Annotated in this window: 25 protein-coding genes; 6 read left to right on the top strand and 19 right to left on the bottom strand. The window is 70.1% G+C overall.

Annotated elements, in window-relative coordinates; genetic code table 11:
* Positions 1 to 124: 124 nt before the first annotated feature.
* Complete coding sequence (gene argS, locus ACGFWE_RS15860) at positions 125 to 1,888, top strand: arginine--tRNA ligase (RefSeq protein ID WP_393600231.1); 1,764 nt, start codon at positions 125 to 127, stop codon at positions 1,886 to 1,888.
* A 42-nt stretch (positions 1,889 to 1,930) separates the two neighbouring features.
* On the top strand, positions 1,931 to 2,755 hold the full coding sequence (locus tag ACGFWE_RS15855) for a DUF4253 domain-containing protein (protein WP_393600230.1): 825 nt from the start codon (positions 1,931 to 1,933) through the stop codon (positions 2,753 to 2,755).
* A gap of 20 nt (positions 2,756 to 2,775) precedes the next feature.
* Here ACGFWE_RS15855 and ACGFWE_RS15850 read toward each other — a convergent pair whose 3' ends face one another.
* From ACGFWE_RS15850 to ACGFWE_RS15840, 3 genes are all read right to left on the bottom strand, one after another.
* Positions 2,776 to 3,621 carry an arylamine N-acetyltransferase gene (locus ACGFWE_RS15850; RefSeq protein ID WP_393600229.1) on the bottom strand — a complete coding sequence of 282 codons (846 nt, stop codon included), beginning with the start codon at positions 3,619 to 3,621 and terminating at the stop codon, positions 2,776 to 2,778.
* Positions 3,622 to 3,698: 77 nt separating this feature from the next.
* Complete coding sequence (locus ACGFWE_RS15845; RefSeq protein WP_393600228.1) at positions 3,699 to 4,949, bottom strand: PLP-dependent aminotransferase family protein; 1,251 nt, start codon at positions 4,947 to 4,949, stop codon at positions 3,699 to 3,701.
* Between the two features lie 149 nt (positions 4,950 to 5,098).
* Complete coding sequence (locus ACGFWE_RS15840) at positions 5,099 to 6,001, bottom strand: SAM-dependent methyltransferase (RefSeq protein ID WP_352390777.1); 903 nt, start codon at positions 5,999 to 6,001, stop codon at positions 5,099 to 5,101.
* Positions 6,002 to 6,236: 235 nt separating this feature from the next.
* Between ACGFWE_RS15840 and ACGFWE_RS15835 the strand changes: the two genes are divergently transcribed.
* Positions 6,237 to 6,410 carry a hypothetical protein gene (locus ACGFWE_RS15835; RefSeq protein ID WP_352390778.1) on the top strand — a complete coding sequence of 58 codons (174 nt, stop codon included), beginning with the start codon at positions 6,237 to 6,239 and terminating at the stop codon, positions 6,408 to 6,410.
* 31 nt (positions 6,411 to 6,441) lie between these two features.
* Here ACGFWE_RS15835 and ACGFWE_RS15830 read toward each other — a convergent pair whose 3' ends face one another.
* The 7 genes from ACGFWE_RS15830 to ACGFWE_RS15800 form a co-directional block, all read right to left on the bottom strand.
* Complete coding sequence (locus ACGFWE_RS15830; protein WP_352390779.1) at positions 6,442 to 6,801, bottom strand: DUF805 domain-containing protein; 360 nt, start codon at positions 6,799 to 6,801, stop codon at positions 6,442 to 6,444.
* Between the two features lie 294 nt (positions 6,802 to 7,095).
* The gene (hemB, locus tag ACGFWE_RS15825) at positions 7,096 to 8,088 is read right to left on the bottom strand and encodes a porphobilinogen synthase (protein WP_352390780.1); all 993 of its coding nucleotides are present in this window, start codon (positions 8,086 to 8,088) and stop codon (positions 7,096 to 7,098) included.
* Positions 8,089 to 8,358: 270 nt separating this feature from the next.
* The gene (locus tag ACGFWE_RS15820; RefSeq protein WP_393600227.1) at positions 8,359 to 10,065 is read right to left on the bottom strand and encodes a uroporphyrinogen-III synthase; all 1,707 of its coding nucleotides are present in this window, start codon (positions 10,063 to 10,065) and stop codon (positions 8,359 to 8,361) included.
* Positions 10,062 to 11,021 (bottom strand): hydroxymethylbilane synthase, encoded by a 960-nt coding sequence (hemC, locus tag ACGFWE_RS15815; RefSeq protein ID WP_393600226.1) that lies wholly within the window; start codon positions 11,019 to 11,021, stop codon positions 10,062 to 10,064. Before hemC ends, ACGFWE_RS15820 begins: the two co-directional genes overlap by 4 nt.
* The gene (locus tag ACGFWE_RS15810) at positions 11,018 to 12,739 is read right to left on the bottom strand and encodes a glutamyl-tRNA reductase (protein WP_352390783.1); all 1,722 of its coding nucleotides are present in this window, start codon (positions 12,737 to 12,739) and stop codon (positions 11,018 to 11,020) included. Before ACGFWE_RS15810 ends, hemC begins: the two co-directional genes overlap by 4 nt.
* A complete protein-coding gene (locus tag ACGFWE_RS15805) occupies positions 12,736 to 13,503 on the bottom strand; it encodes a redox-sensing transcriptional repressor Rex (protein WP_393600225.1) in 768 nt (255 codons plus the stop codon). The genes ACGFWE_RS15810 and ACGFWE_RS15805 overlap by 4 nt, the downstream gene beginning before the upstream one ends.
* Before the next feature lie 235 nt (positions 13,504 to 13,738).
* Positions 13,739 to 14,026 carry a glutaredoxin family protein gene (locus tag ACGFWE_RS15800; RefSeq protein ID WP_352390785.1) on the bottom strand — a complete coding sequence of 96 codons (288 nt, stop codon included), beginning with the start codon at positions 14,024 to 14,026 and terminating at the stop codon, positions 13,739 to 13,741.
* Positions 14,027 to 14,143: 117 nt separating this feature from the next.
* Between ACGFWE_RS15800 and ACGFWE_RS15795 the strand changes: the two genes are divergently transcribed.
* The 3 genes from ACGFWE_RS15795 to ACGFWE_RS15785 all read left to right on the top strand — a co-directional run bounded on the left by ACGFWE_RS15795 (position 14,144) and on the right by ACGFWE_RS15785 (position 17,612).
* Complete coding sequence (locus ACGFWE_RS15795) at positions 14,144 to 15,070, top strand: HAD-IB family hydrolase (protein WP_352390786.1); 927 nt, start codon at positions 14,144 to 14,146, stop codon at positions 15,068 to 15,070.
* 314 nt (positions 15,071 to 15,384) lie between these two features.
* Entirely contained in the window at positions 15,385 to 16,158 is a 774-nt protein-coding gene (locus ACGFWE_RS15790) for an ECF subfamily RNA polymerase sigma factor, BldN family (protein WP_352390787.1), read from the top strand.
* A gap of 233 nt (positions 16,159 to 16,391) precedes the next feature.
* Positions 16,392 to 17,612 carry a DUF5667 domain-containing protein gene (locus ACGFWE_RS15785; RefSeq protein ID WP_393600224.1) on the top strand — a complete coding sequence of 407 codons (1,221 nt, stop codon included), beginning with the start codon at positions 16,392 to 16,394 and terminating at the stop codon, positions 17,610 to 17,612.
* Between the two features lie 69 nt (positions 17,613 to 17,681).
* Here ACGFWE_RS15785 and ACGFWE_RS15780 read toward each other — a convergent pair whose 3' ends face one another.
* From ACGFWE_RS15780 to ACGFWE_RS15740, 9 genes are all read right to left on the bottom strand, one after another.
* A complete protein-coding gene (locus ACGFWE_RS15780; protein ID WP_393600223.1) occupies positions 17,682 to 18,734 on the bottom strand; it encodes a lysophospholipid acyltransferase family protein in 1,053 nt (350 codons plus the stop codon).
* Positions 18,735 to 18,748: 14 nt separating this feature from the next.
* Positions 18,749 to 19,813: an NAD-dependent epimerase/dehydratase family protein gene (locus tag ACGFWE_RS15775; protein ID WP_352390790.1), complete on the bottom strand. Its 1,065-nt coding sequence runs from the start codon at positions 19,811 to 19,813 to the stop codon at positions 18,749 to 18,751.
* A gap of 217 nt (positions 19,814 to 20,030) precedes the next feature.
* A complete protein-coding gene (locus ACGFWE_RS15770) occupies positions 20,031 to 20,129 on the bottom strand; it encodes a 30S ribosomal protein bS22 (RefSeq protein ID WP_003948845.1) in 99 nt (32 codons plus the stop codon).
* Between the two features lie 177 nt (positions 20,130 to 20,306).
* Positions 20,307 to 20,516, bottom strand: coding sequence for a helix-turn-helix domain-containing protein (locus ACGFWE_RS15765; RefSeq protein WP_016437488.1), 210 nt, complete (start codon positions 20,514 to 20,516; stop codon positions 20,307 to 20,309).
* A 129-nt stretch (positions 20,517 to 20,645) separates the two neighbouring features.
* Positions 20,646 to 21,461, bottom strand: coding sequence for a phosphatase (locus tag ACGFWE_RS15760; protein WP_393600222.1), 816 nt, complete (start codon positions 21,459 to 21,461; stop codon positions 20,646 to 20,648).
* Positions 21,462 to 21,552: 91 nt separating this feature from the next.
* Positions 21,553 to 22,725 (bottom strand): acetoin utilization protein AcuC, encoded by a 1,173-nt coding sequence (locus tag ACGFWE_RS15755; RefSeq protein ID WP_352390792.1) that lies wholly within the window; start codon positions 22,723 to 22,725, stop codon positions 21,553 to 21,555.
* Positions 22,676 to 23,887, bottom strand: a complete 1,212-nt coding sequence (locus tag ACGFWE_RS15750; RefSeq protein WP_352390793.1) for an MFS transporter — start codon at positions 23,885 to 23,887, stop codon at positions 22,676 to 22,678. Before ACGFWE_RS15750 ends, ACGFWE_RS15755 begins: the two co-directional genes overlap by 50 nt.
* 66 nt (positions 23,888 to 23,953) lie before the next feature.
* Positions 23,954 to 24,637, bottom strand: coding sequence for a VC0807 family protein (locus ACGFWE_RS15745; RefSeq protein ID WP_393600221.1), 684 nt, complete (start codon positions 24,635 to 24,637; stop codon positions 23,954 to 23,956).
* 69 nt (positions 24,638 to 24,706) lie between these two features.
* Positions 24,707 to 25,351: an HAD family hydrolase gene (locus ACGFWE_RS15740; protein WP_352390795.1), complete on the bottom strand. Its 645-nt coding sequence runs from the start codon at positions 25,349 to 25,351 to the stop codon at positions 24,707 to 24,709.
* Positions 25,352 to 25,458: the final 107 nt, after the last annotated feature.

Raw genomic sequence — 25,458 nt, 5'->3', positions numbered from 1 at the left:
GTACTGAAGGCTTGATGGACACCTCATTCTCCCAGACCGCCCCGCGCCGGAGAAAACGGCTTTACCCCCCATGGGATACTGACCGTGTCTATCTGATCCCCCGAGGAGAACGGCACCCACTCCCATGGCCCCGGTCACGTCCCTCAGCGACGCCGTCAACCAGCAGCTCACCTCCGCGATCTCCGCCTCCCTGCCGGAGGCCACCGCGGACCCCCTGCTCCGACGCAGCGACCGGGCGGACTTCCAGGCGAACGGCATCCTCGCCCTCGCCAAGAAGGCCAAGGCGAACCCGAGGGACCTGGCGACGCAGGTCGTCTCCCGGATCGAGACCGGTGACGTGATCAAGGACGTCGAGGTCTCGGGCCCGGGCTTTTTGAACGTCACGATCACCGACCGGGCGATCACCGAGACCCTGGCCGCGCGTTACGCGGACACCGCCCGTCTCGGCGTACCGCTCAAGGACGAGCCCGGCATCACGGTGATCGACTACGCCCAGCCGAACGTGGCGAAGGAGATGCACGTCGGTCATCTGCGCTCGGCGGTGATCGGCGACGCCCTGCGCGGCATGCTCGACTTCACCGGCGAGAAGACGATCGGCCGGCACCACATCGGCGACTGGGGCACCCAGTTCGGCATGCTCATCCAGTACCTGATCGAGAACCCGGGCGAGCTGGCCCCTCCGGGCGAGGTCGACGGCGAGCAGGCCATGTCGAACCTGAACCGGGTGTACAAGGCGTCCCGGGTGGTCTTCGACTCCGACGAGGAGTTCAAGGAGCGGGCGCGGAAGCGGGTCGTCGCCCTGCAGTCCGGTGACAAGGAGACCCTCGAACTCTGGCAGCAGTTCGTGGACGAGTCGAAGGTCTACTTCTACTCGGTCTTCGAGAAGCTGGACATGGAGATCCGCGACGAGGAGATCGTCGGCGAGTCGGCGTACAACGAGGGCATGCCCGAGACCGCCCGCCTCCTGGAGGAGATGGGCGTCGCGGTCCGCTCCGAGGGCGCGCTGGTCGTCTTCTTCGACGAGATCCGCGGCAAGGACGACCAGCCGGTCCCGCTGATCGTGCAGAAGGCGGACGGCGGCTTCGGCTACGCGGCGAGCGACCTGACGGCGATCAGGAACCGCGTCGTCGACCTCCGGGCGACCACGCTCCTCTACGTGGTGGACGTACGCCAGTCCCTGCACTTCAAGATGGTCTTCGAGGCGGCCCGGCGCGCGGGCTGGCTGAGCGAGGGCGTCACCGCGCACAACATGGGCTACGGCACGGTCCTGGGCGCGGACGGCAAGCCGTTCAAGACGCGTGAGGGCGAGACGGTACGGCTGGAGGACCTGCTGGACGAGGCGGTGCAGCGGGCCACGGCCGTGGTCCGCGAGAAGGCCGAGAAGGTGGGCCTGACCGAGGAGGAGATCGTCGAGAACGGCCGGTACGTCGGCATCGGCGCCGTGAAGTACGCGGACCTGTCGACCTCGCCGAGCCGCGACTACAAGTTCGACCTGGACCAGATGGTCTCGCTGAACGGCGACACGTCCGTGTACCTCCAGTACGCGTACGCCCGTATCAGGTCGATCCTGCGCAAGGCGGAGGACGCCTCTCCTGCTCCGCACCCGGAGCTCGAACTGGCCCCGGCGGAGCGGGCGTTGGCCCTTCACCTGGACGCCTTCGGCGCCACGGTCTTCGAGGCAACAGCGGAGTACGCCCCCCACAAGGTCGCCGCGTACGTGTACCAACTGGCGTCCCTGTTCACCACGTTCTACGACCAGTGCCCGGTGATCAGGCCCCGCCCGGCCCAGGAGCTCGTGGAGAACCGCCTGTTCCTGTGCGACCTCACGGCCCGCACCCTGCACCAGGGCATGGCGCTGCTGGGCATCAGGACGCCCGAGAAGCTCTGACGCCGAACGCGATTGTCAGTGGCTCCCCCTACAGTCACTGACATGGCGACTCTTCCCAACCCGCTGCCCACCCTCGCGGCAGACCCGAGTGGTCGTTCGCTCGGCCTCGGGCTCCCCCTCGGGAGACTGATCGACGAGACGGACGACGGTCCGTGGCACGAGCCGTTGCTGTGGCATGCCGAGTACACGGCGTCGTCCGGGGCCTGGACGGCGCTGGGTACCCAGGCGGCGCGGACCGGGCTGCTGCCCGTCCTGATCGACGTGGGCGGTACGCAAGGCGGGCCGGAGGAGTGGGAGTTGATGCCCGGGGAGATGTCGTACCCCGGGGATCACGACCCGGAGGAACTGCTGGCGGAGTACTGGGCGTACGCGATCGAGGAGCCCGGCGACCTCGACGAGGCGATCGCCCCGTACGACGAGACCTGGCCCGGCCCGGCCCCGGCCCCCGAGTCACTCCCCGCCGACCCCGACACCCGTGCCGCCGAGACCGCGGACGCACTGCTCGACGAGGGCTCGTGGTTCAAGGATCCCCGCCTCGCCCTGGTCCCGGCGCGCCGCAGCGCGGACATCCCGGCGGCCATCGGCTGGACGGGACCGCTGAACTACGAGAACGACGTGGCCCGCCTCTGCGCGATTCTCCGCTCCTGGGAGGACCGCTTCGGGATACGCGTCGTCGCGCTCGGCTTCGACCGGTTGACGGTGTCCGTCGCCGCCCCGCCCACGACGAAGGACGAGGCGGAGGCCGTCGCCGCCGAGCACTTCGCGTTCTGCCCGGACAACATCACCCAGGGGGATCACGAGACCCTGCGCGCGTACGCCGAGCACGCGGTGCTGGGCCAGCGCGTCTGGTCCTTCTGGTGGGACTGACGTGGTGGGACTGACCGGAGTCAGCCGGGGAGCAGCGGCGTGCCCTCCGGTGCCGTGATGCCGAACTCCTCCTCCAGGAGCCGCCGCACCTCCGCCTCGCCGGTCAACTCCCGCTTGCGCGCGGTGCCGTCGGCGCGGGTCTCCGTGAGCAGGCTGCCGTGGAGGAGGAGATGGCGCTCGGTGGTGACGCGCTGGACGTAGATCCGCTGGGTGAAGGGGGAGCGCGGGTTGGTCCCGATGTGCCAGTTGATGACCTCGAAGTCGGGCTCCTCGAAGGGCTCCAGGGTGAAGGCGTACTGATCCGCCCAGCCCTCCCGCCCATCCCGGTGGGCCTGCAGCACCCACAGCTCCAGCGGCCCCCGGTGCGGCACCCGCGCCAGCCGGTGCCGGCGCCCGGCGTCCCGGAACTCGGTGTCCGGCCTCAACGGCACCGGTTCCAGCAGCGCGCCGATCGCCCCGAACCCGACGTCGGCGAGATACGGCTGCGGGTCGCCGGGGATCTCCACGAGCAGCGCCATGTGGGTGCGGGGCCGGCTCTCGACGGTGTCCGCGCCGATGACGACTCGGGCCGCCAGCCGGGTCACGCGGAAGCCGAGTGCCTCCAGGGCGAGCAGGAGCAGGGTGTTGTGCTCGTAGCAATAGCCCCCGCGCCGGCTGCGCACCAGCTTCGCCATCAGGTCGCCGGGTTCGAGGGAGGGGGCGTTGCGGCTCAGGGCGTCGAGGTTCTCGAAGGGGATGCCCCGCATGTGCGCCAGATGCACCCCCGCGAGCGTCGCCAGGTCGGCCCGCCGCTCCCCTTCCCACCCGATCCGCGCCAGATACTCACCGAGGTCGAAGCCCGGGTCCCGCACAGTCTCATCGGCCATGACGACACCGTAGGCACAGGGCCGCCGCCCCGTCCGCCGACCAGGGCCCCACCGCCCCTACGACCTTCGCCCTAGGCCTACGCCGGCACCTGCACCTGCACCTGCGCGCCCTGTGCCTCAGCCTGGTCCCGGACCGCCCCGAACGCCTCTCCCAGCCTCCGCAGCCCCTCCCCGATCTCCTCCGGCGTCTGCGTCACGAAGCACAGCCGCAGGGTCGAGCGGTCGGGCTCACCGGCGTAGAAGGGCGCGCCGGGGACGTAGGCCACATCCCGCGCCACGACCTGCGGCAGCAGCGCGGTCGTGTCGCACGACGACGGAAGCCTCGCCCAGAGGAACATGCCGCCCTCGGGACGCGTCCAGACCGACCCCTCGGGCAGGGCGTCGGCCAGCCCCGCGAGCATGGCGTCCCGGCGCTCCCCGTAGACCCGCGCGACGCGCCGCACATGGGCGTCGAGGTCGCGGTCGGCCAGGTACCGGGCCGCGGCGAGCTGGTTGACGGTCGGGGTGTGCAGATCGGCGGCCTGCTTGGCGACCGCACAGGCCCGCCGCAGCTCGCCGGGTGCCCGCAGCCAGCCCAGCCGCAGCCCGGGGGCCATGACCTTGGAGAAGGACCCGAGCAGCACGACCCGGTCGCGGACCTCCTCGTGGGCGGCGATCCACGGCACCCGTTCGCCCTCGAAGCGGAGTTCGCCGTACGGGTCGTCCTCGACGATCCACAGCCCGCACCGCGCGGCCACGGACGCGACGGCGGCCCGGCGCCCCGCGGACATGGTCCGCCCGGTCGGGTTCTGGAAGGTGGGCACGGTGTAGAGCAGCTTGGGCCGCTCCCGCACGACGAGCTCCTCCAGCGCCACGGGATCGGGCCCCTCGTCGTCCCCCGGCACGGCCACCACCCGGGCGCCCGCGAACCCGAAGGCCTGAAGTGCGGCCAGATAACAGGGGCTCTCGACGAGCACCGTGTCCCCGGGCTCGATCAGCGCGGTGGCGAGCAGCGACAGCGCCTGCTGGGACCCGGTGGTGACCAGGACGTCGTCGGGGTCGGTGCCCAGCCCCCGCACCGACATCCGCTCCGCCAGGGCGGCCCGCAGCACGGGCTCGCCCTCGGTGGTCGAGTACTGGAGCGCCCGCTCGGGCACCTCCTCCAGCACCGCCCGGTACGCCTCCGCGATCCCCTCGGCGTCGAACAGTTCGGGCGCCGGCAGCCCGCCCGCGAAGTTGATGACCTCGGGGCGGGCGGTGACGGCGAGGATGTCCCGTACCGGCGACCCACCGACCGAGCGGGCCCGGGCGGCGAGCGGTGGCACGGAAGCGAACGTGGGCACCGTCATGGCACGGCTCCTTCGACTGCGGACTGGCGACTGCGGACTGCGGACTGCGGACTGGCGACTGCGGACTTCGACGACTGGGTCCAGCGCAGCCTAAGCAAATGAATGCCGCCTACAAGCACCTTTCCGCGATACGGACGTCCCGCACCCGCTCACGCCTTGGTGCCGGTCGCCCCGTAGACGTTGATGTCGTCGTCCGTGACGTCGTTGATGTCCCGGTAGCGGATCTTCGCGATGTCGTCGAGGGACGCGAAGTCCTCGGCGTCGATGGCCGGCGGCTCGGGCGCGGGCCCGGGGTGCCACCGATGCGCGGGCACCACACCGGGCTCGTCCAGCGACAGGCCCGGCACCTCGGTGAAGAACCGCTCCACCTGCGCCTTGGACCGGAACACGAAGGTGAATCCGCGCTCGGTGTACGTCCGTTGGACCGCGCGGGTGGGCTCGGGATGCATCTCGTCGGTCAGATGGCTGAGCACGACCCGGCTCCCCGCGGGCAGGGCCTCCACCAGCTCCCGCACGATCGGATAGGCCTCGTCGTCCTCGACGAAGTGCAGGATCGCGACCAGGCACAGCGCGATCGGCTGGTCGAAGTCCAGGGTTTTGGCGGCCTGTTCGAGGATCTGCGCGGGACTCTTGAAATCGGCGTCGATGTAGTCCGTACGCCCCTCGGGCCCGCTCGCGAGCAACGCGCGGGCGTGCGCCAGCACCACCGGGTCGTTGTCGACGTAGACGACCCGCGCCTCGGGCCGGATCCGCTGGGCGATCTGGTGGACGTTCTCCCCGGTGGGCAGCCCGGTGCCGATGTCGAGGAACTGCCGGATCCCGTCCCGCGCGGTGAGCCGGTCGACGGCCCGGCGCATGAAGTCGCGGTTGTGGCGTACGTCGAGGTAGCCGCGGGGGTTGGCGGCGAGCGCGGCGGCGGCCGCCTCACGGTCGGCGGGGTAGTTGTCCTTGCCGCCGAGGAAGACGTCGTAGACGCGGGCCGGATGCGCCTTGGTGGTGTCGATCCTCTTGGCCAGCTCGGCCGGGTCCTGGCTGAGCGCGTCACCGGACATGGGCGCCTCCCCTGTGAATGTGTCGGTCCTTCAACGGACAACCACCGCGATGCCCAAGAACCTAACTCCCCAGGCGACTTGATGGTGCCCGGCGCCCGACATGCCCCGTCCCGCGTCCCACAGCAGGGACTCGGGAAGCCACATTCCCGCAGGTCAACACATCCCCCGCCACAGAGCCGTCCCGAATCCCCCGCGAGAGCTGGCGAACGCCCCCGCTGCCCCGCAGCCTGATCCCATGCCCACCCACCCCCACACCCCCCACAGACTCACCGCGACCGCCCTCGCCCTCCTCACCCTCGCCGCGCTGACGGGCTGCAAGGACGGTCAGGGCGTACGCGACGAGGGCCCGGCCACGCACAAGGCGGCCGCGGCAAGCCCCGCGGAAAACCAGAAGGCCGCCCGGCACTGACCGGGCGGCCTCTTGAAGCAGAGCTACGGCATCACACGTGCGCCGGGGCGAAGCCCTTCGGGTTGGGGCCGTACTTGTTCTCGCTCGGCTCGCTGTCCAGCACCGAGAAGACGAACAGGGTGATGCCGCCGACGAGCGGGACGAACGCGAACAGGATCCACCAGCCGCTGCGGCCCGTGTCGTGCAGACGGCGCGCGGTGACGGCAAGGCCGGGCAGCAGGAAGGCGATGTAGGGGAGGAGCGGGAGCCACGACTGCTTGGTGGCGAGGCCGATGGCGAGGAACACGACGTAGATGATCCCCGCGAACAGGGCGAACATCCAGTATTCCTTGCGGCGCGCACGCCCGCTGAAGACCGCGTACTTCTTGAGTGCCTCGATGAACCAGCTCATGGTGGTGTCCCCCCATAGATCGCCGCTCGGAACCGTTCCGAATGGATCAGGCCAGGCGCAGAAGATATGAAGGATGTCGGGAACTCGTCAATTCAATGGATGTAAGCATTCCATCAAGCGGAAGACTCGACGCAACCCGACAAATCCACCACATCCGGATGCGCATTACGGACACAACGCCAGAAGATCACCGAGCTAAGTGGGCGGTGTTATCCGGACGTTGGCCGGAACGAGCTCGGCCCGTATCCGGACCGAGCTCGAACCGTTGCCGTGACACGCCGTCCGGCGGCTTCGTCAGCCGAGCTTCTGCGCCACCTCGGTGGCCCAGTAGGTGAGGATGTTCTGCGCTCCGGCCCGCTTGATTCCGGTCAGCGTCTCCAGGATCGCCCGGTCCCGGTCGATCCAGCCCTTCTCGGCGGCGGCCTCGATCATCGAGTACTCACCGGAGATCTGATAGGCGGCGACCGGCACGTCCACGGCGTCCGCGACCCGCGCGAGCACGTCGAGATACGGCCCGGCCGGCTTGACCATCACCATGTCGGCGCCCTCCTCCAGATCGAGGGCGAGCTCCCGCAGCGACTCCCGCACGTTCGCCGGGTCCTGCTGGTACGTCTTGCGGTCGCCCTGCAACGAGGACGCGACGGCCTCCCGGAACGGCCCGTAGAAGGCAGACGCGTACTTCGCCGTGTACGCCAGGATGGCCACGTCCTCCCGCCCGATCTGGTCGAGCGCGTCCCGGACGACCCCGACCTGCCCGTCCATCATCCCGCTGGGTCCCACGACATGGGCGCCCGCGTCGGCCTGCACCTGGGCCATCTCGGCGTACCGCTCCAGGGTGGCGTCGTTGTCGACGCGCCCCTCCGCGTCCAGCACCCCGCAGTGCCCGTGGTCGACCGTCTCGTCGAGACACAGGTCGGACATCACGAGCAGGTCGTCCCCGACCTCGGCCCGCACGTCCCGGATGGCGACCTGCAGAATCCCGTCGGGATCGGTCCCCGGCGTCCCGACCGCGTCCTTCTTCGACTCCTCCGGCACCCCGAAGAGCATGATCCCGGACACCCCGGCCGCCACGGCCTCCGCGGCCGCCTTCTTCAGGCTGTCCCGGGTGTGCTGCACGACCCCGGGCATCGCCGAGATCGGCACGGGCTCACTCGCCCCTTCCAGCACGAACGCCGGAAGGATGAAGTCGGCGGGGTGCAGCCGGGTCTCGGCGACCATGCGGCGCATGACGGGAGTGGTCCGCAGCCGCCGGGGCCGCGTACCGGGAAAGGATCCGTACGTCGTCATATCCCTACGCTACGCCCGGCTCAAGGGTCCCTTTGCCGACGTTGCGTCGGACTTGGACGGGGCGCCCATGGGGTGCCGGGTGAGGTTGCCAGGCGGCTGCGGGCCGGTGGGGGCCGGTCGCGCAGTTCCCCTGCGCCCCTGGGTGGGACCCGTGCACCCCACGCGCTACACCCGCCCCCACCGGACCGCAACAGGCCGCCGCAGGCATCAGGGGCGCGGGGAACTGCGCACAACGCCCGCCCCCACCGAACCCGCAGACAACCCCAGACCTCAGGTAGTCGACCGCCGACGCCTGGCCCCCGGCCGCCGCTCACTCGGCCGCGTCACCGGATCCCCCGCCTCCAGCGCCGCCGCACGCCGCTTCAAACCGAAGTCGGCGAGCGCCTCGGCCAGCTTGTGCACGGACGGCTCGGGAGCCATCACGTCCACCCGCAGCCCATGCTCCTCGGCCGTCTTGGCCGTGGCGGGACCGATGCACGCGATCACGGTCACGTTGTGCGGCTTCCCGGCGATACCCACCAGGTTCCGCACGGTCGACGACGACGTGAAGAGCACGGCGTCGAACCCGCCCCCCTTGATCGCCTCCCGCGTCTCCGCCGGCGGCGGCGAGGCCCGCACGGTCCGGTAGGCGGTGACGTCGTCGACCTCCCACCCGAGCTCGATGAGCCCGGCGACCAGCGTCTCGGTCGCGATGTCGGCGCGCGGCAGGAACACCCGGTCGATCGGGTCGAAGACCGGGTCGTACGGCGGCCAGTCCTCGAGAAGCCCCGCGGCCGACTGCTCACCGCTCGGCACCAGATCGGGCTTCACACCGAAGGCGACCAGCGCCTTCGCCGTCTGCTCGCCCACCGCGGCGACCTTGATCCCCGCGAAGGCACGCGCGTCGAGCCCGTACTCCTCGAACTTCTCCCGTACCGCCTTGACGGCGTTGACGGAGGTGAAGGCGATCCACTCGTAGCGCCCGGTCACGAGCCCCTTGACCGCCCGCTCCATCTGCTGGGGCGTGCGCGGCGGCTCGACGGCGATCGTCGGCACCTCGTGCGGCACGGCCCCGTAGGACCGCAGCTGGTCGGAGAGCGAGGCCGACTGCTCCTTCGTACGCGGCACGAGAACCTTCCAGCCGAACAGCGGCTTGTTCTCGAACCACGACAGCTGGTCGCGCTGCGCGGCGGCCGAACGCTCACCGACCACGGCTATCACCGGCCGCCCGCCCTCGGGCGAGGGCAGTACCCTGGCCTGCTTGAGTGTCTGGGCGATGGTGCCCAGGGTGGCCGTCCAGGTCCGCTGGCGCGTGGTCGTACCGGCGACGGTGACCGTCATCGGCGTATCGGGCTTGCGCCCGGCCGCGACCAGCTCACCGGCGGCGGCGCCCACGGAGTCCAGGGTCGTCGACACGACCACGGTCCCGTCCGACACCCCCACCTCCGTCCAGCACCGGTCGGAGGCCGTCCGCGCGTCCACGAACCGCACGTCCGCGCCCTGCGCGTCGCGCAGCGGAACACCGGCGTACGCGGGCACGCCGACGGCCGCGGCGACACCGGGCACGACCTCGAAAGGCACGCCCGCGCGGGCGCAGGCCAGCATCTCCTCGGCGGCGTACGCGTCGAGCCCGGGGTCCCCGGACACCGCACGCACGACCCGCCTGCCGCCCCGCGCGGCCTCCATGACAAGATGTGCGGCATCCCGTACAGCGGGGGCAGGGGCGGTTGTTGACGTGCCGTCAACAACTGTCAGTTGGGGCGCGCCCGTGCCCGGAACCGGAGTCGAAGGCGACTCGGTGTCCGTGTTCACGACGGCGACGCCCGACCGAGCGTGGACGCGCACGACGTCGAGCACCTCGTGCCCGGCGACGAGAACGTCCGCGTTCGTGAGCGCCTCGACGGCGCGCAGAGTCAGCAGTCCCGGATCTCCGGGTCCGGCACCCAGGAAGGTGACGTGCCCGTGTTCGGGACCGACGGGAAGTGTGGTGGGGCTCACAGTGCTCGCTCCCCCATCAGACCGGCCGCGCCCTGGGCAAGCATCTCGGCCGCTAGTTCACGGCCGAGCGCCATTGCTTGGTCGTACGTCTCGGGCACGGGACCGGTGGTGGACAACTGCACCGTGCGCGAGCCGTCGGTGGTGCCGACGACGCCCCGCAGGCGCATTTCCTTGACAATCTGCCCGTCGGCCAGCAGGTCGGCCAGCGCGCCCACAGGGGCGGAGCAGCCGGCCTCCAGGGCGGCGAGCAGTGACCGTTCGGCGGTCACGGCGACCCGCGTGAACGGGTCGTCGAGCTCGCCGAGCGCTGCGATCAGCTCCGCGTTGTCCGCGGTGCACTCGATCGCGAGTGCTCCCTGGCCGGGAGCAGGCAAAACTGTGTCGACCGAGAGGAAATCGGTCACTTCGTCGATACGGCCGATGCGCTGCAGCCCTGCCGCGGCCAGCACCACCGCATCCAGCTCACCATCGCGCACGAACCGCACCCGGGTGTCGATGTTCCCCCGGATCGCAACCGTCTCGATATCAAGTCCGTGTGCGCGGGCGTACGCGTTCAGCTGTGCGGTGCGCCGGGGCGAACCGGTACCGATGCGGGCTCCGCGGGGCAGGTCGGTGAACTTCAGGGCGTCCCGGGCGACGATGACGTCCCGCGGGTCCTCGCGTGCGGGTATCGCGGCCAGCGCCAGCTCGTCCGGCTGCCCGGTGGGCAGGTCCTTGAGCGAGTGCACCGCGAAGTCGACCTCGCCCTTGAGCAGGGCCTCGCGCAGCGCGGTCACGAACACTCCCGTGCCGCCGATCTGCGCGAGCGCCTCCCTGGACACATCGCCGTACGTGGTGATCTCCACGAGCTCGACGGGCCGCCCGGTCACCTGGCTCACGGCGTCCGCCACCTGCCGCGACTGGGACATGGCGAGTTTGCTCCGCCTGGTCCCCAGCCGTAGCGCCTTGGTACTCATGACGAGCCTCGGTCTTTCTCATCGGTGGTGCTGTCCTCGGCGCGGGAGACGGCGGCCACCGTCTCGGGGTCGAGGTCGAACAAAGTCCGCAACGCGTCCGCGTACCCGGCACCGCCGGGCTCGGCCGCGAGTTGCTTGACCCGTACGGTCGGCGCGTGCAGCAGCTTGTCGACCACTCGCCGTACGGTCTGCGTGATCTCCCCGCGCTGTTTGTCGTCCAGGCCCGGCAGCCGCCCGTCGAGCCGCGCGATCTCGTTCGCGACGACATCGGCGGCCATGGTCCGCAGCGCGACGACGGTGGGCGTGATGTGCGCGGCCCTGAGCGCCGCCCCGAAGGCGGCGACCTCGTCCGCGACGATACGACGGACCTGGTCGACGTCGGCCGCCATCGGAGCGTCCGCCGAGGCGTCGGCGAGCGACTCGATGTCGACGAGCCGTACCCCGGCCAGCCGGTGCACGGCGGCGTCGATGTCCCGGGGCATGGCGAGGTCGAGCAGGAAGAGCGAGGGGGTGGGGCGCGGGATCTCGGCGACGGGCTCGGGCCTGCGCCGCTCGGGCACCCGCCCGATGACGGCGGCGGTGGCCGCGAGGGCGGCGATGGCGTCGGCCTCCTCGGCGGGGTCGAGCACGGTCACGGCAGGCCCGGAGCTCTGCGGCCGAGGAGCGTTGTCCACCCAGGCGGCGTGCTGTTCCAGCTCGGAGGCGGCCATTCCGGCCACGGCGGCCTCACCGAGCACGGAGAAACCGGCGGTGGCCTGCACGGGGGCCAGGTCGAGCGGACAGTTCTCGTCGGCTCCGGAGCCCGCGGGCACTCGGGCCGCCGGGGCGGCTCCCGATCCGCCGAGGGGCGACACCTCGTCGGCGCCGGGCTGTGCGACCCACCCCCGCGCGGCGGCGACGGTCTCGGCACTGAGGACGAGCCCGGTCGCCCCCGTACAGGACACCACGACATCGGCACGTGTCAGCTCGTCCGGCACCGAAGCCATCGGTACCGCACGGGCCACCACGTCCCCGCCCGAAGCGCCCTCGTTGAGGATCTCCGCGAGCCGCTCGGCCCGGTCGGCCGTACGGTTGGCGATCACGATCTGGGGGACACCCGCCCGCGCCAGCGTCGCCGCGGCCAGCGAGGACATCGATCCGGCGCCGATGACCAGCGCCTTCTTGCCCCGCGCCCAGTCCGGCACCTCGGCACCCAGAGCCAGCTGCTCCAGCCCGAAGGTGACCAGCGACTGCCCGGCCCGGTCGATCCCCGTCTCGGAGTGGGCCCGCTTGCCGACCCGCAGCGCCTGCTGGAAGAGGTCGTTCAGCAGCCGCCCGGCCGTGTGCAGCTCCTGCGCCCGCGCCAGCGAGTCCTTGATCTGCCCGAGGATCTGCCCCTCGCCGACGACCATGGAGTCGAGCCCGCAGGCCACGGAGAAGAGGTGATGGACGGCCCGGTCCTCGTAGTGCACGTAGAGATACGGAGTGAGCTCCTCGAGCCCCACCCCGCTGTGCTGGGCGAGCAGCGTGGACAGCTCGGCCACGCCCGCGTGGAACTTGTCCACGTCGGCGTACAGCTCGATCCGGTTGCAGGTCGCGAGCACCGCGGCCTCCGTGGCCGGTTCCGCGGCGACCGTGTCCTGGACCAGCTTGACCTGCGCATCGGCATGCAGCGCCGCCCGCTCCAGCACACTGACCGGCGCGCTGCGGTGGCTCAGCCCGACGACGAGGAGACTCATGCCGGCATCACGGCGGGTACGTCCCCGTCGGGCCCTTTGTCGGCGGAGCCGCCGCGGCCGGCGACGACCGGAGCGGCGCCGTCGGAAGCGGCGGCGGCCTCCTCACCGGCCTTGCGCTGCTCGTGGAAGGCGAGGATCTGCAGCTCGATGGAGAGGTCGACCTTGCGCACGTCGACGCCGTCCGGCACGGACAGCACGGTCGGCGCGAAGTTCAGGATGGAGGTGACGCCGGCGGCCACGAGCCGGTCACAGACCGGCTGGGCGGCACCGGCGGGGGTCGCGATGACACCGATGGAGACGCCGTTGTCCTCGACGATCTTCTCCAGGTCGTCGGAGTGCTGCACGGGAATGCCCGCGACGGGCTTGCCGGCCATCGCCGGATCGGCGTCGATCAGCGCGGCGACGCGGAACCCACGGGACGCGAAGCCGCCGTAGTTGGCGAGAGCGGCGCCGAGGTTGCCGATACCGACGATCACGACCGGCCAGTCCTGGGTCAGGCCCAGTTCGCGGGAGATCTGGTAGACGAGATACTCGACGTCGTAGCCGACACCGCGCGTTCCGTAGGAACCCAGGTAGGAGAAGTCCTTGCGCAGCTTCGCGGAGTTGACCCCGGCGGCGGCGGCGAGTTCCTCGGAGGACACCGTGGGTACCGAGCGCTCGGACAGTGCCGTCAGGGCTCGAAGGTACAGCGGAAGGCGGGCGACGGTGGCCTCGGGAATCCCTCGGCTACGGGTCGCCGGTCGGTGAGTTCGGCCAGTTGCCACGGTGCTCCTGCGGGTAGAGCGGGGCTGTAGGCGGTCACACGTCCCCGGACCGCCCCGTCGAATGCAGGCTATGTCTTTGTGAACGCGTGCACAAAGATGGTGTCCGATTTGCCCGGCCAACGTGACCGGGGTCACGCGTGTCTCTCTCGGAGGCAAAACCGCACACTTCCCTCTTCAATCCCGCCCCCGAGGCAACTTCGCCATCGATCCTAAGCGACCGGCCGGGCCAGGTGGACTAGTCCGTCAGTGCCTTGCGAAGACGTTCCTCGTTCACTCGCCAGAACGTGTGCTGCTCACCGTCGACGAGTACCACGGGGATCTGCTCCCAGTACTGCTCGTGGAGTCGGGGGTCCTGCTCGATGTCCTTGTACTCCCAGGGAACCCCGAGATCTCCACAGACCTTCTCGATCACCAGCTGTGCGTCGTCGCACAGATGACAACCGGGCTTGCGGATCAGGGTGACGAGCCGGTCCTCGGGGGCCCTGGCCTGCTTTCGGCGGAAGATGGGACTCATGCGGGCCATTCTCCCGCGCGTCGCCGCCGACCGTGACCGCCTGTTTAACGGCACAGTCGTGGAGTGTTCACACCCTCCAAACCTCTCGACTCCGGAACCACCGAACAGAATGGCTATGCTCACGCCATGGCCGCTCTCGGATGGCTCACTCCTCGTAGGCGCTCCGCCACGGCGCGAAGCGTGTTGGCAGGCGAGGCCTCGGCGGAGGCCGCGCGCAAGTCCTCCCAGGAGGTCGAGGAGACCCCTGGTACGCAACCGGCGTCAGTGTTCCCGGTTCTGGGTGACGACAAGGCCGCCGCCTTCTTCGACCTGGACAACACGGTGATGCAGGGCGCCGCCCTCTTCCACTTCGGCCGTGGCCTGTACAAACGGAAGTTCTTCGAGACCCGCGAGCTGGCGAAATTCGCCTGGCAGCAGGCGTGGTTCCGCCTCGCCGGTGTCGAGGACCCCGAACACATGCAGGAGGCCCGCGACTCGGCGCTCTCCATCGTGCAGGGCCACCGCGTCGCCGAACTCCAGTCGATCGGCGAGGAGATCTACGACGAGTACATGGCCGAGCGCATCTGGCCGGGCACGCGCGCGCTGGCGCAGGCACACCTGGACGCCGGCCAGAAGGTGTGGCTCGTCACCGCGGCCCCGGTGGAGATCGCCCAGGTGATCGCCCGCCGCCTCGGCCTCACCGGCGCCCTGGGCACGGTGGCGGAGTCGGTGGACGGCGTCTACACGGGCAAGCTGGTCGGTGAACCCCTGCACGGCCCCGCGAAGGCGGAGGCGGTCCGGGCCCTGGCGGCGGCGGAGGGTCTCGACCTGTCGCGCTGCGCGGCGTACAGCGACAGCCACAACGACATCCCGATGCTCTCGCTGGTGGGTCACCCCTACGCGATCAACCCGGACGCCAAGCTCCGCAAGCACGCCCGCCGACTGGACTGGCGGCTGCGCGACTACCGCACGGGCCGCAAGGCGGCGAAGGTCGGCATCCCGGCGGCCGCGGGCGTGGGAGCGGTGGCGGGCGGCACGGCGGCGGCGATCGCCCTGCACAAGCGCCGCCGGTAACCGGGCAAACACACCAATCCCCGGGTTTTGTACGCGTAACCCCGTGTGCAGGCGCATTGGCTGCACACGGCCACAACACGCCCCGTTCCCTGACAGAACACGACCGTTTTCGATCAACAACCGGTCACTCTCAGGCACTTGAACGGCCCCCAATCGGTTACGGAAGCGACGTAATCGATGAATAGAGCAACTGGGTGTAGCAGCGCCTGCACTAAGCGTTATTCTCCTCAGACGCAATCCGGTACCCCTCCGTCGCTACGACGGGTGAACGGTCCCGCACTGCACGTGATGGAAGCTCTGCCTCTGGGAGTCCCGTGTACCCACACGTCGGGGTTGACGCCTCGGGCCTGGCTACGCTGCGCACAACGGTCCAAGACCTGTTGCGCGGCTTCGTCCCCACCGCGTACGCCGTCCCCGCCTTCGCCGTAGCCGCGGCACCGATCGGCCCGTGCTACGCACTGGCCGAGGGCTCCGCGGCCGTCGGCAGACGAGGGCGTTCGACCGGTGCCGCACCGGCCCGCCGTCCGGCCGCGGACAGCGACAGCGCCCGCATGATGGACCTGGTCGAACGCGCCCAGGCCGGCGAGGCCGACGCTTTCGGCCGCCTGTACGACCAGTACAGCGACACGGTGTACCGGTACATCTATTACCGGGTAGGAGGTAAGGCCACCGCCGAGGACCTGACGAGCGAGACGTTCCTGCGCGCGCTCCGAAGGATCGGCACCTTCACCTGGCAGGGCCGCGATTTCGGCGCCTGGCTCGTCACCATCGCGCGCAACCTCGTCGCCGACCACTTCAAGTCGAGCCGCTTCCGGCTGGAGATCACCACCGGCGAGATGCTCGACGCCAACGAGGTCGAGCGCTCACCCGAGGACTCCGTCCTGGAGTCCCTCTCCAACGCCGCGCTGCTGGACGCCGTCCGCCGGCTCAACCCACAGCAGCAGGAATGCGTGACCCTCCGTTTCCTCCAAGGACTCTCGGTCGCCGAGACCGCTCGGGTGATGGGCAAGAACGAGGGCGCCATCAAGACCCTCCAGTACCGGGCCGTCCGCACCCTGGCCCGGCTCCTCCCGGACGACGCCCGCTGAGAGCACACGTCCGGTAACCGTCAACTAGCTCTCGGTGAAAGTCCGTTGACTCCCCGATCCGATCATCCGCAGTCCGTAACCCAAGTGCCACGCCACTCGTTGTGCGGGATGCAGGCTCCCTGTGGTCACTCCCTGGCCGACTTCGATCACCCGATCGTGTGCTTGTGGTCAGGGCGTGCAACCCTCAGGACCCCCTGGGGAGTCGACCGTCATGACGAGAGGAGGTGCCGCCAGTGATCGCGAACGTATCGGCGCACCGGCGGGCGAACGCCTTCGCCCAGGCCCTGGAGGAGCAGTCCGACCGGGAACCGGCGGCCGAGCAGCAGTCCGAAGGACCAGCGCCGGCCGCCGCGGAACACCCCGATCCGGACCGTCTTTTGGCCCTCGCGGAGTGTCTCGGCGAGCTGCCCAGACCTGAGCTGGACCCGAAGGTCAAGGTCGTCCAGCGAGCCCAGCTGGTGGCCGCGATGGAGGCCATGCTGCTGGAGGGCGACGGGGCGGAACCCGCGGTCCCCGAGCAGCGCTCCCGTCGGGCCAAGGGCACCCACCGGGCGAGTGGGCTCGGGAAACTGCGACCGCGATCCCGGCTCACCAAGGGCCTGGCCGCGGGCGGCCTGAGCGTCGGAGTCGCCGCCGGAGCCTTCGGCGGTGTGGCCGCGGCCAGCTCGGACGCGCTGCCCGGGGATTCGCTGTACGGCCTCAAGCGCGGCATCGAGGACTTCAAGCTCACCTATCTGTCCGACGGGGACGACGAGCGCGGTGTCGCCTACCTCGACCAGGCCTCCACCCGGCTGAACGAGGCCCGCCGTCTGATGGAGCGCGGCCGGGGCGGTCACCTCGACCACGAGTCCGTGGGCGAGATCCGCCGCGCGCTCTCGGGCATGCAGCACGACGCCGCCGAGGGCCACCGCCTGCTGCACGCGGCGTACGAGCGCGACCCGAACTCCCTGGGCCCCATCCAGGCCCTCGCCGGCTTCTCGCGCTCGCACCGCGAGGCATGGGGCGCGCTCCGCGACCGGCTGCCCGTCCAGCTCGGCGATGTCAGCGAGCAGGTGTCCGAGGTCTTCGACGCCATAGACGAAGAGGTCGCGCCGCTGCAGTCCCTGCTCCCGGAACCCCCGGCGCAGAGCGGCGGCAAGGGAGGGCAGCGGCAGGGCGGCTCCGGCTCGGCGTCCTCGGACACCTCGACCGGCTCCGGCCGCTCGACGGCCCCGGGTCCTGGTGGCTCCCCGGAGCACACCGGCGGCAGCAGCCCCAGCAAGTCCACCCCGTCCGGCGGTGAGGACGACGGCCTGCTCGGCGGCAACACCGGCGGCCTCCTCGACCCCCCGAAGGACACCGGCACCGCCACCCCGACGTCCCCGGCCCCCTCGGCCGACCCGGACGTCACCCTCCCACCCCTCCTCCCAGGCCTCCTCCCCGGCCTGGGCATCAACGGCGAGGACGCGAACTAGCTCTTCCGGTACGACAGTGGGGGCGCCCTTCTCAGGAAGAGCGCCCCCACTGTCGTACAACAAGCAACCTCAGAAGAACACCGACCGCCGCTGCACCAGCAGTTTGTACAGCGTGTGCTGGATCTGTTCCCTGACCTGGTCCGTCAGGTTGAACATCAGCATCGGGTCCTCGGCGGCCTCCGGCGGGTAGCCGTCCGTGGGGATCGGCTCGCCGAACTGGATCGTCCACTTCGTCGGCAGCGGGACCGCGCCGAGCGGGCCCAGCCACGGGAAGGTCGGGGTGAGCGGGAAGTACGGGAAGCCCAGGACGCGGGCCAGCGTCTTCGCGTTGCCGATCATCGGGTAGATCTCCTCCGCGCCGACGATCGAGCACGGGATGATCGGCGTGCGCTGCCGCAGAGCCGTGGAGACGAAACCGCCCCGGCCGAAGCGCTGGAGCTTGTAGCGCTCGCTGAAGGGCTTGCCGATGCCCTTGAAGCCCTCGGGCATCACACCGACCACTTCGCCCTGCCCGAGCAGCCGTTCGGCGTCCTCCGCGCAGGCCAGGGTGTGGCCGAGCTTGCGGGCGAGTTCGTTGACCACCGGCAGCATGAACACCAGGTCCGCCGCCAGCAGCCGCAGATGCCGGTTCGCGGGGTGGTGGTCGTGGACGGCGACCTGCATCATCAGGCCGTCCAGCGGCAGCGTCCCGGAGTGGTTGGCGACGATCAGCGCGCCGCCCTCCGCCGGGATGTTCTCGACGCCCTTCACCTCGACCCTGAAGTACTTCTCGTACACCGGCCGCAGCAGGGACATCAGGACCTGGTCGGTGAGTTCCTCGTCGTACCCGAAGTCGTCGACCTCGTAGTCCCCGGTGAGCCGCCGGCGCAGGAAGCTGAGGCCCCCGGCGATGCGCCGCTCCAGGCCGCCCTCGTCGTTCGCCTGCTGCGCCGGCTGTTCCTCACGCGTCACAGGAACATCATCCTGCGCGAAAGCCCCGCTGGGCAGGGGCTGGACCTCACGGACCAGCGCGGGCTCGGTGCCCTTGCGCCGGCTCCCCGCGCTCCGGCGCCGCGTCGGCCGCTGTACGGCGCCTGCGCGGGACCGGTCGTCGTCGAACGGAATGACCTTGGCGTCCGCCATCGTTGATGCGCTCCTCAGTTGGCGCTCTGCGTCGGGGGGTGGCCGCTGCCGGCGAGAGGCGGCAGCGCGGCGATCCGGTCGACGGCCCTCTCGAGGGCCTCCGGCGGCAGCAGCCCGGGACCCTGGCTGCGCGCGAAGTCCGCGAAGGTCTCGGCCGTCGTGTACTTCGGCCGGAATCCGAGCGTCTCACGCATCTGGACCGTCGACACGACCCGGCCGTGGGTGAGCAACCGGATCTGCTCGGGCGAGAAGTCCGTCATCCCCAGCGTACGCACCAGCGAACCGGCCCAGGTGACGGCCGGCAGCAGCAGGGGCACGGTGGGCCGGCCTAGCCGCCGCGAACACTGCGACAGCAACAGGACACCGTCGCCCGCGATGTTGAAGGTGCCGCTGTTGAGCGTGCCCCGCTCCGGTTCGTGCGAGGCGATCCTGAGCACCTCGATCACGTCGTCCTCGTGCACGAACTGCAGCCTCGGGTCGTACCCCAACACGGTCGGCAGCACCGGCAGCGCGAAGTACGAGGCGAGCGGGGTGTCCGCCGTCGGCCCCAGGATGTTGGCGAACCTGAGCACGCACACGGCCACGTCGGGGCGCCGCCGCGCGAAGCCCCGTACATACCCCTCGACCTCGACCGTGTCCTTGGCGAAGCCGCCGGAGGGCAGGGACTTGGGCGGGGTGGTCTCCGTGAACACGGCGGGATCGCGGGGCGCGGACCCGTACACGTTCGTACTGGACTTCACCACGAGCCGCTGCACGTTCGGCGACTTCTGGCAGGCACCGAGCAGCTGCATGGTGCCGATGACGTTGGTCTCCTTGACCGTGGTCCGGCTCCCGCTGCCGAGCGCCATCGCCGTCACGTCCAGGTGTACGACGGTGTCGGCGGCCGTCTCGGCCAGGACCCGTGCGATGCCGGGCTGCCTGATGTCCGCCTGGATGAAGTCGGCGCCGCCCAGGTGATGCTCCGGCGCCACCGCGTCCACGGCGATCACCCGGTCCACCTGCGGGTCACGCTGTATGCGTCGTACGAACCGGCCCCCCAGCTGTCGGGCCACTCCGGTAACGAGCACGACCTTTCCCAAGATCAGCGCCTTCCTTCCAGCCGTAGTCCAGCTCTGGTACAGCCCCAGTCCTGTGCCGCGTTCCCCGTGTCCCGCCAACTTAGCGGTTCGATGTTGCGCTGTGATGACCGCCCACTGCGTGAGGTGACGACATCAGGCCCACGCGCGCGTCCTGACACACGTGTGGCCCCCCACCGGTAACGGGTGGGGGGCCACACGCACGCTTCCGCGGCGTCGCTTACTTCTTGTTGCGACGCTGAACGCGCGTGCGCTTGAGCAGCTTGCGGTGCTTCTTCTTGGCCATCCGCTTGCGCCGCTTCTTGATAACAGAGCCCACGACTACCCTCGCTCACTTCTCATCACTCGGTGCTGGGCATCATGGGCCCACACGACCTACGAGGGGTTAGCCTACCCGCCCGAGCGCTGAGGTCGTAATCGAGGTGAACCGGGGAGATCCGGCAGGGGTCCACGAGTGCCCTGAGACCTCTGGGAACCTCTCCGAGTCCGGTCGTCGTCAGGCTGTCTCCACCCCCACATAGCTCTCGCGGAGGTACTCGTGAACCGCGTTCTCGGGGACACGGAAAGACCGTCCCACCCTGATCGCGGGCAGATGACCGCTGTGCACCAGCCGGTACACGGTCATCTTCGACACTCGCATCACCGAGGCGACTTCCGCCACGGTCAGAAACTGAACCTCACTCAGAGGCCTCTGTTCAGCAGCCATGACACACCTGAACCTTCCGCACTCGACGGCCACCGGCTTCCCCTTCCGGTGACTCTTCGTCGCTGCGTGCTCACTCCCCAATGTAGGGGCGGGTGATGCAAGTGGGGAAGAGGTGCACCCATCGGCGGCCTACTGTGACAGACACGCTCGATTGAGTACGTAGCGGGTCAGCGGCAGGTAGTAATCGGAGCGCACGCCGTCATCAAGTGGAACGACGACGGACACGACCCCCTCGGCCTCGCCCACGAAGAGCGCGGGGTCGTCCGTGTCCGCCGGCCCCATGGCCTCGAACCCCAGCTGACCTGCTCCGCAGACCCAGCCGTGATCCCCGATCACGAGCTCCGGAAGCGGCCCCCCGCTCTCCGCCGCGGCCGCCAGGGCGGTACGAACCGGGAGCGGCGAATGCGTGTGTGCGCCGGGCTCACCACCGGAGCTCTCCGCGTCCGGTCCCCGCACGAGCGCGACTCCTCGTACGTACTCGAGGTTGTACGTGCGTAGACCGAACCGGGTCGTTATGTCGACACGGCGACCATGCGCAGGGGTGAGGACGGCACATCCCGCCGCCGACAGGGCGTCCGCGAGAGCGGCGTAGAACCCGAGCAGCCGGTGCGGATGGCCGGTGCCGAGAAGCACGGCCCCGCTGCGCTGGGCGACTGCCGCGAGGCGCTCGGCGAAGGCGTCGAGCGCGGCGAGCGTCCGTTCGGGATCGATCACATCACGGCCGGTTGTGTGTCGAGGATTGCCCGAAACCCCGCACTTGTCAGCCATGAGACCGATCAGATCACGCTCATTCCATGCCCATTCAGGATCGAGTCCGATCAGCAGCCTCGGGTCCCGAGCAGCGAACAACCGATAACTCCGCAGACTCTCCTCCCGGGAGGTGGCCACGGGTCCGGCCAGACGAGCGGCCAGCAGATGGGCGCGGAGGGCACCGGTGCTCAACACGGGAGCGATGCTGGCGGATGAGGGCGGGTCGGGAGACGGGAACGGGGAAACACCGCACGGTCGGAGTAGCGCCGCGCCGTCCCGGCCGGCCTTACGCCAGCAACCCCCGCAGCGGAAAAACCGCCCGCCGAGTCGCCAGCACCGCCTGGTCCAGCCGGTCCGCGGGGTCGTACCCCGCATCCCACTCCGCGTAGGACACCGGCCACCGCCCGTCGGTCATCCGCGCCGGGGCCAACTGCCTGGTCCGGGCGAACACGTGCTGCCGCCACCCCTCGGGAATCATCTCCTCGGGTTCGACCGGCCGCCCCGCGGCGATGGCCACCAGATGCGTCCAGGACCGGGGTACGACGTCCACCACGGCGTACCCTCCGCCCCCGAGCGCGATCCACTTCCCGCCCGCGTACTCGTGCGCCAGCTCATGACACGCCACCTGCACGGCCCGCTGCGCGTCCAACGACACCGCGAGATGAGCCAGCGGATCCTCGAAGTGCGTGTCCGCCCCGTGCTGCGTCACCAGCACATCCGGCCGGAAGTCCGCGATGAGCTCCGGCACCACCGCGTGGAACGCCCGCAGCCACCCCGCGTCCCCCGTCCCCGCCGGCAGCGCCACGTTCACGGCGCTGCCCTCGGCCGAGTCCGCCCCGGTCTCCTCCGGCCACCCGGTCTGCGGGAACAGCGTCCGGGGGTGCTCGTGCAGGGAGATCGTCAGCACCCGCGGATCCTCCCAGAACGCCGCCTGCACCCCGTCCCCGTGATGCACGTCGACATCCACATAGGCGACCCGCGACGCCCCCAGCTCCAGCAGCCGCGCGATGGCGAGCGAGGCGTCGTTGTAGATGCAGAACCCCGAGGCGCCTCCCGGCATCGCGTGGTGCAGCCCGCCCGCGAAGTTCACCGCGTGCAGCGCGTCCCCCCGCCACACGGCCTCCGCCGCGCCCACCGACTGCCCGGCGATCAGCGCGGACACCTCGTGCATCCGCTCGAAGGCCGGATCGTCCATCGTCCCCAGCCCGTACGACTGGTCGGCCGCCCCGGGATCCACGGAAGCCGCCTTCACGGCCTGGACGTAGTCCTCCCGGTGCACGAGCCGCAGCGTCGACTCGCCCGCCGCCTTCGCGGCCACGACCGCCATGTCCCGGTCCAGCCCGAAGGCGTCCACCAGACGCCGGGTCAGGTCGAGCCGGACCGGATCCATCGGATGGTCCGGGCCGAAGTCATAGCCCGTTACTGCCTCGTCCCACATCAGCTGTGCGCGGCCGCTCATGCTCGCCACCGTATCGGTCCGGTTGAGCCTCGAACGACTTGGCGTACACCAGTGTCACCAGCACCAACACCATCGGCACGAGCATGGCCCCGCGATAGCTCCACGCGTCCCCCAGGGCCCCCACCAACGGCGAACCGATCAGGAACCCCACGTAGTTGAAGACATTGAGCCGCGCGATGGCCGCGTCCGACGCCCCCGGGAACAAACGCCCGGCCGCGGCGAAGGTCTGCGGCACCAGCACGCACAAGCCCATCCCCAACAGCGTGAACCCGAGCATCCCCACCCACGGCCCGGGCGCCACGGCCACCACCGCGAACCCCCCGGCCGCCACCACCGCCCCCAGCCGCACGACCGCGGCCGCCCCGAACCGCCGTACCCCGAGGTCCCCCACGGCCCGCCCCAGCAGGGTCGTCACCATGTAGACGTTGTACGGCACGGTCGCCACCTGCTCGCTGCTGCCGAGCACGTCCTTGAGGTACTTCGCACTCCAGTTGGAGACGGTGGAGTCCCCGATGTAGGCGAAGGTCATCACCAGGCACAGCGGCAGCAGCAGCTTGAAGACGACGCCGTCGCCCCCCTGCGGCTTCTCCTCCACTCCCGTGATGTCCCCGTCGACGTACCACCGGCTCCCCACCAGGCACAGCGGCACCAGCACCGCCACGACCGGGAGATAGGACACGAACAGCGCGAGATGCCAGTGCGCCCCGACCCAGGCGAGCGAGGCCCCCACGATCCCGCCGAGACTGAACACCGCGTGGAAGCTCAGCATGATACTGCGCCCGTACGACCGCTGCAGACTCACCCCGAGCATGTTCATCGACGCGTCGAGCATGCCCACGGCAAGCCCGAAGGCACCGAGCGAGACACCCAACTCGACCGTCGAGTCCCCGGCCCCCACCCCGAGCAGCGCCAGGAGCACGACGGGCTGGGCGAACCGCAGCAGCCGGCTGGGCCGTATTCGCTTCACCAGGTGCTCGGTCGAGACGCTCCCGACCCCGGCGAGGATCGGCACGGCGGCCAGGAAGGCCGGCAGCAGCGCGTCGGAGACCCCGTACCGGTCCTGGATCGCGGGGATGCGCGTCACCAGCAGAGCGAAGGCGACGCCTTGCGCGAAGAAGCTGAACGCCAATGAGGCCCTACCGCGCCGCAGCACATCTGTCATGGCGGCGAGCGTAGGGCCCCGGCGTACTCGTGGGTAGATCCAGCCAAAGATGAATTTCCCTCAGCTTTATCGGGCGAGGGCGACCTCGGGCATCGCGGGGGCGCCGGCCTTCGTCTCGGCGATCAGCATCCCGGCCATGGGCCCGGCCCCGATCGCCCCGCTGACCAGGAAGGCGACCGCCATCGACCCGACCATGACCACGGACCCGAGCCACACCATCGTGTCCACGGGCAGCGTGTATGCCCCCACGACCCGCACCACACACTCCGTCAGCAGTACGACACCCCACACCACGGAGAACCGCCGCTCGGCCCGCCGGAAGTCCGCCGACTCGTCCTGGAGCCGCGCCCAGGCGGCCTCCCGCTCCGCGATCCCCTTCACCAGCCAGGGCTTCATCCCGGCCGTCATCATCGGCCTGCCCAGCGCCACGGAGACGAGGACGCCGATCCCGATCACACTGCTGACCCCGCTGTCCTTCGCGAGCATCAGCCGGGGGTCGCCGGCCACGAAGCTGAGCAGCAGCCCCACGACGTTCACCACGAGGATGAGGGCGGCCAGAGCGTTGACCGTCCGCTCCCTCACCGCACTCCAGCCGGTCCGCACGGCCGGGACGACACTGCTGAGGCCCAGCGCCATCAACGCGCTCATCCCGAGCCCGTCCTTGAGCAGGTAGTACGCCCCGATCGGCACCGCCACGTCCACGATCAGAGGAGTCAGGTTCGCGCGCTTCGAGTTCGTCTTCGTCGTCATGCCCTCAGCTTCTCGTCCGGCCGGGGGTTGCCAGTAGAAACGATCGTCCGGACCTCGGCATGACAAATGTCAGACCAGCAGGTCCGCCAACTCGCCCATGTCGGAGAAGAGTTGGGTGGCCCCGGCGAGCCTCGCGGCGGGCGTCATGGCGGTGAACCCGTACACGTCCATCCGTGCCGCGTTGGCCGCCTGCACGCCCAGCGGACTGTCCTCGACCACCACACACCGCCCCGGTTCGACCCCCATCCGCTCGGCGGCATGCAGAAACAGATCCGGTGCCGGCTTCCCCCGCCCCACGTCCTCCGAACTGAAGATCCGCTCGTCCTCGAACCACCGGTCAAGGCCGGCCGCCCGATGCCCCACCCGGATCCGCTCATGGCTCCCGGAGGACGCGACGCAGTACGGCACCCCATCCGCTGTCAGCTTCTCCAGCACCCCGGTGACGCCGTCCACGGCCTTCAACTCCCGCTCGAACGCGGCGAAGACCCTCGCGTGAAAGATGTCGTCGAAGTCCCCAGGCAATCGCTGTCCGGTCCGCTCCAGGACGAGGTCGTGGATCCGGTGCATGGCGGAGCCCATGTAGTCCCGGATGGAGTCCTCGTAGGAGGTCGGGTGCCCGAGCTCCGTCAGATAGGCGGCGAGGTGCCGGTTGGAAATCGGCTCACTGTCGACAAGAACACCGTCGTTGTCAAAGATGACGAGGTCATAGCGCATACTATTTACCCTAAACGCAGAAAACCCCCGTGCCGAATGGCACGGGGGTTTTCCCAAAAATTGTTCGGCGGTGTCCTACTCTCCCACAGGGTCCCCCCTGCAGTACC

The sequence above is a fragment of the Streptomyces sp. NPDC048523 genome (assembly GCF_043199815.1).
Taxonomy (GTDB): Bacteria; Actinomycetota; Actinomycetes; order Streptomycetales; family Streptomycetaceae; genus Streptomyces.
Note: the sequence above shows the minus strand (reverse complement) of the source record. Positions and strands in the feature narration are given on the sequence as shown.

Coding starts and splice junctions, on each gene's coding strand:
- ACGFWE_RS15810 (WP_352390783.1), bottom strand. CDS start 12,739: ATGAGTCTCCTCGTCGTCGGGCTGAGCCACCGCAGCGCGCCGGTCAGT.
- ACGFWE_RS15740 (WP_352390795.1), bottom strand. CDS start 25,351: ATGCGCTATGACCTCGTCATCTTTGACAACGACGGTGTTCTTGTCGAC.
- hemC (WP_393600226.1), bottom strand. CDS start 11,021: ATGAGTACCAAGGCGCTACGGCTGGGGACCAGGCGGAGCAAACTCGCC.
- ACGFWE_RS15855 (WP_393600230.1), top strand. CDS start 1,931: ATGGCGACTCTTCCCAACCCGCTGCCCACCCTCGCGGCAGACCCGAGT.
- ACGFWE_RS15755 (WP_352390792.1), bottom strand. CDS start 22,725: ATGAGCGGCCGCGCACAGCTGATGTGGGACGAGGCAGTAACGGGCTAT.
- ACGFWE_RS15850 (WP_393600229.1), bottom strand. CDS start 3,621: ATGGCCGATGAGACTGTGCGGGACCCGGGCTTCGACCTCGGTGAGTAT.
- ACGFWE_RS15745 (WP_393600221.1), bottom strand. CDS start 24,637: ATGACGACGAAGACGAACTCGAAGCGCGCGAACCTGACTCCTCTGATC.
- ACGFWE_RS15845 (WP_393600228.1), bottom strand. CDS start 4,949: ATGACGGTGCCCACGTTCGCTTCCGTGCCACCGCTCGCCGCCCGGGCC.
- argS (WP_393600231.1), top strand. CDS start 125: ATGGCCCCGGTCACGTCCCTCAGCGACGCCGTCAACCAGCAGCTCACC.
- ACGFWE_RS15750 (WP_352390793.1), bottom strand. CDS start 23,887: ATGACAGATGTGCTGCGGCGCGGTAGGGCCTCATTGGCGTTCAGCTTC.
- ACGFWE_RS15800 (WP_352390785.1), bottom strand. CDS start 14,026: ATGGCCCGCATGAGTCCCATCTTCCGCCGAAAGCAGGCCAGGGCCCCC.
- ACGFWE_RS15765 (WP_016437488.1), bottom strand. CDS start 20,516: ATGGCTGCTGAACAGAGGCCTCTGAGTGAGGTTCAGTTTCTGACCGTG.
- ACGFWE_RS15840 (WP_352390777.1), bottom strand. CDS start 6,001: ATGTCCGGTGACGCGCTCAGCCAGGACCCGGCCGAGCTGGCCAAGAGG.
- hemB (WP_352390780.1), bottom strand. CDS start 8,088: ATGACGACGTACGGATCCTTTCCCGGTACGCGGCCCCGGCGGCTGCGG.
- ACGFWE_RS15835 (WP_352390778.1), top strand. CDS start 6,237: ATGCCCACCCACCCCCACACCCCCCACAGACTCACCGCGACCGCCCTC.
- ACGFWE_RS15780 (WP_393600223.1), bottom strand. CDS start 18,734: ATGGCGGACGCCAAGGTCATTCCGTTCGACGACGACCGGTCCCGCGCA.
- ACGFWE_RS15795 (WP_352390786.1), top strand. CDS start 14,144: ATGGCCGCTCTCGGATGGCTCACTCCTCGTAGGCGCTCCGCCACGGCG.
- ACGFWE_RS15830 (WP_352390779.1), bottom strand. CDS start 6,801: ATGAGCTGGTTCATCGAGGCACTCAAGAAGTACGCGGTCTTCAGCGGG.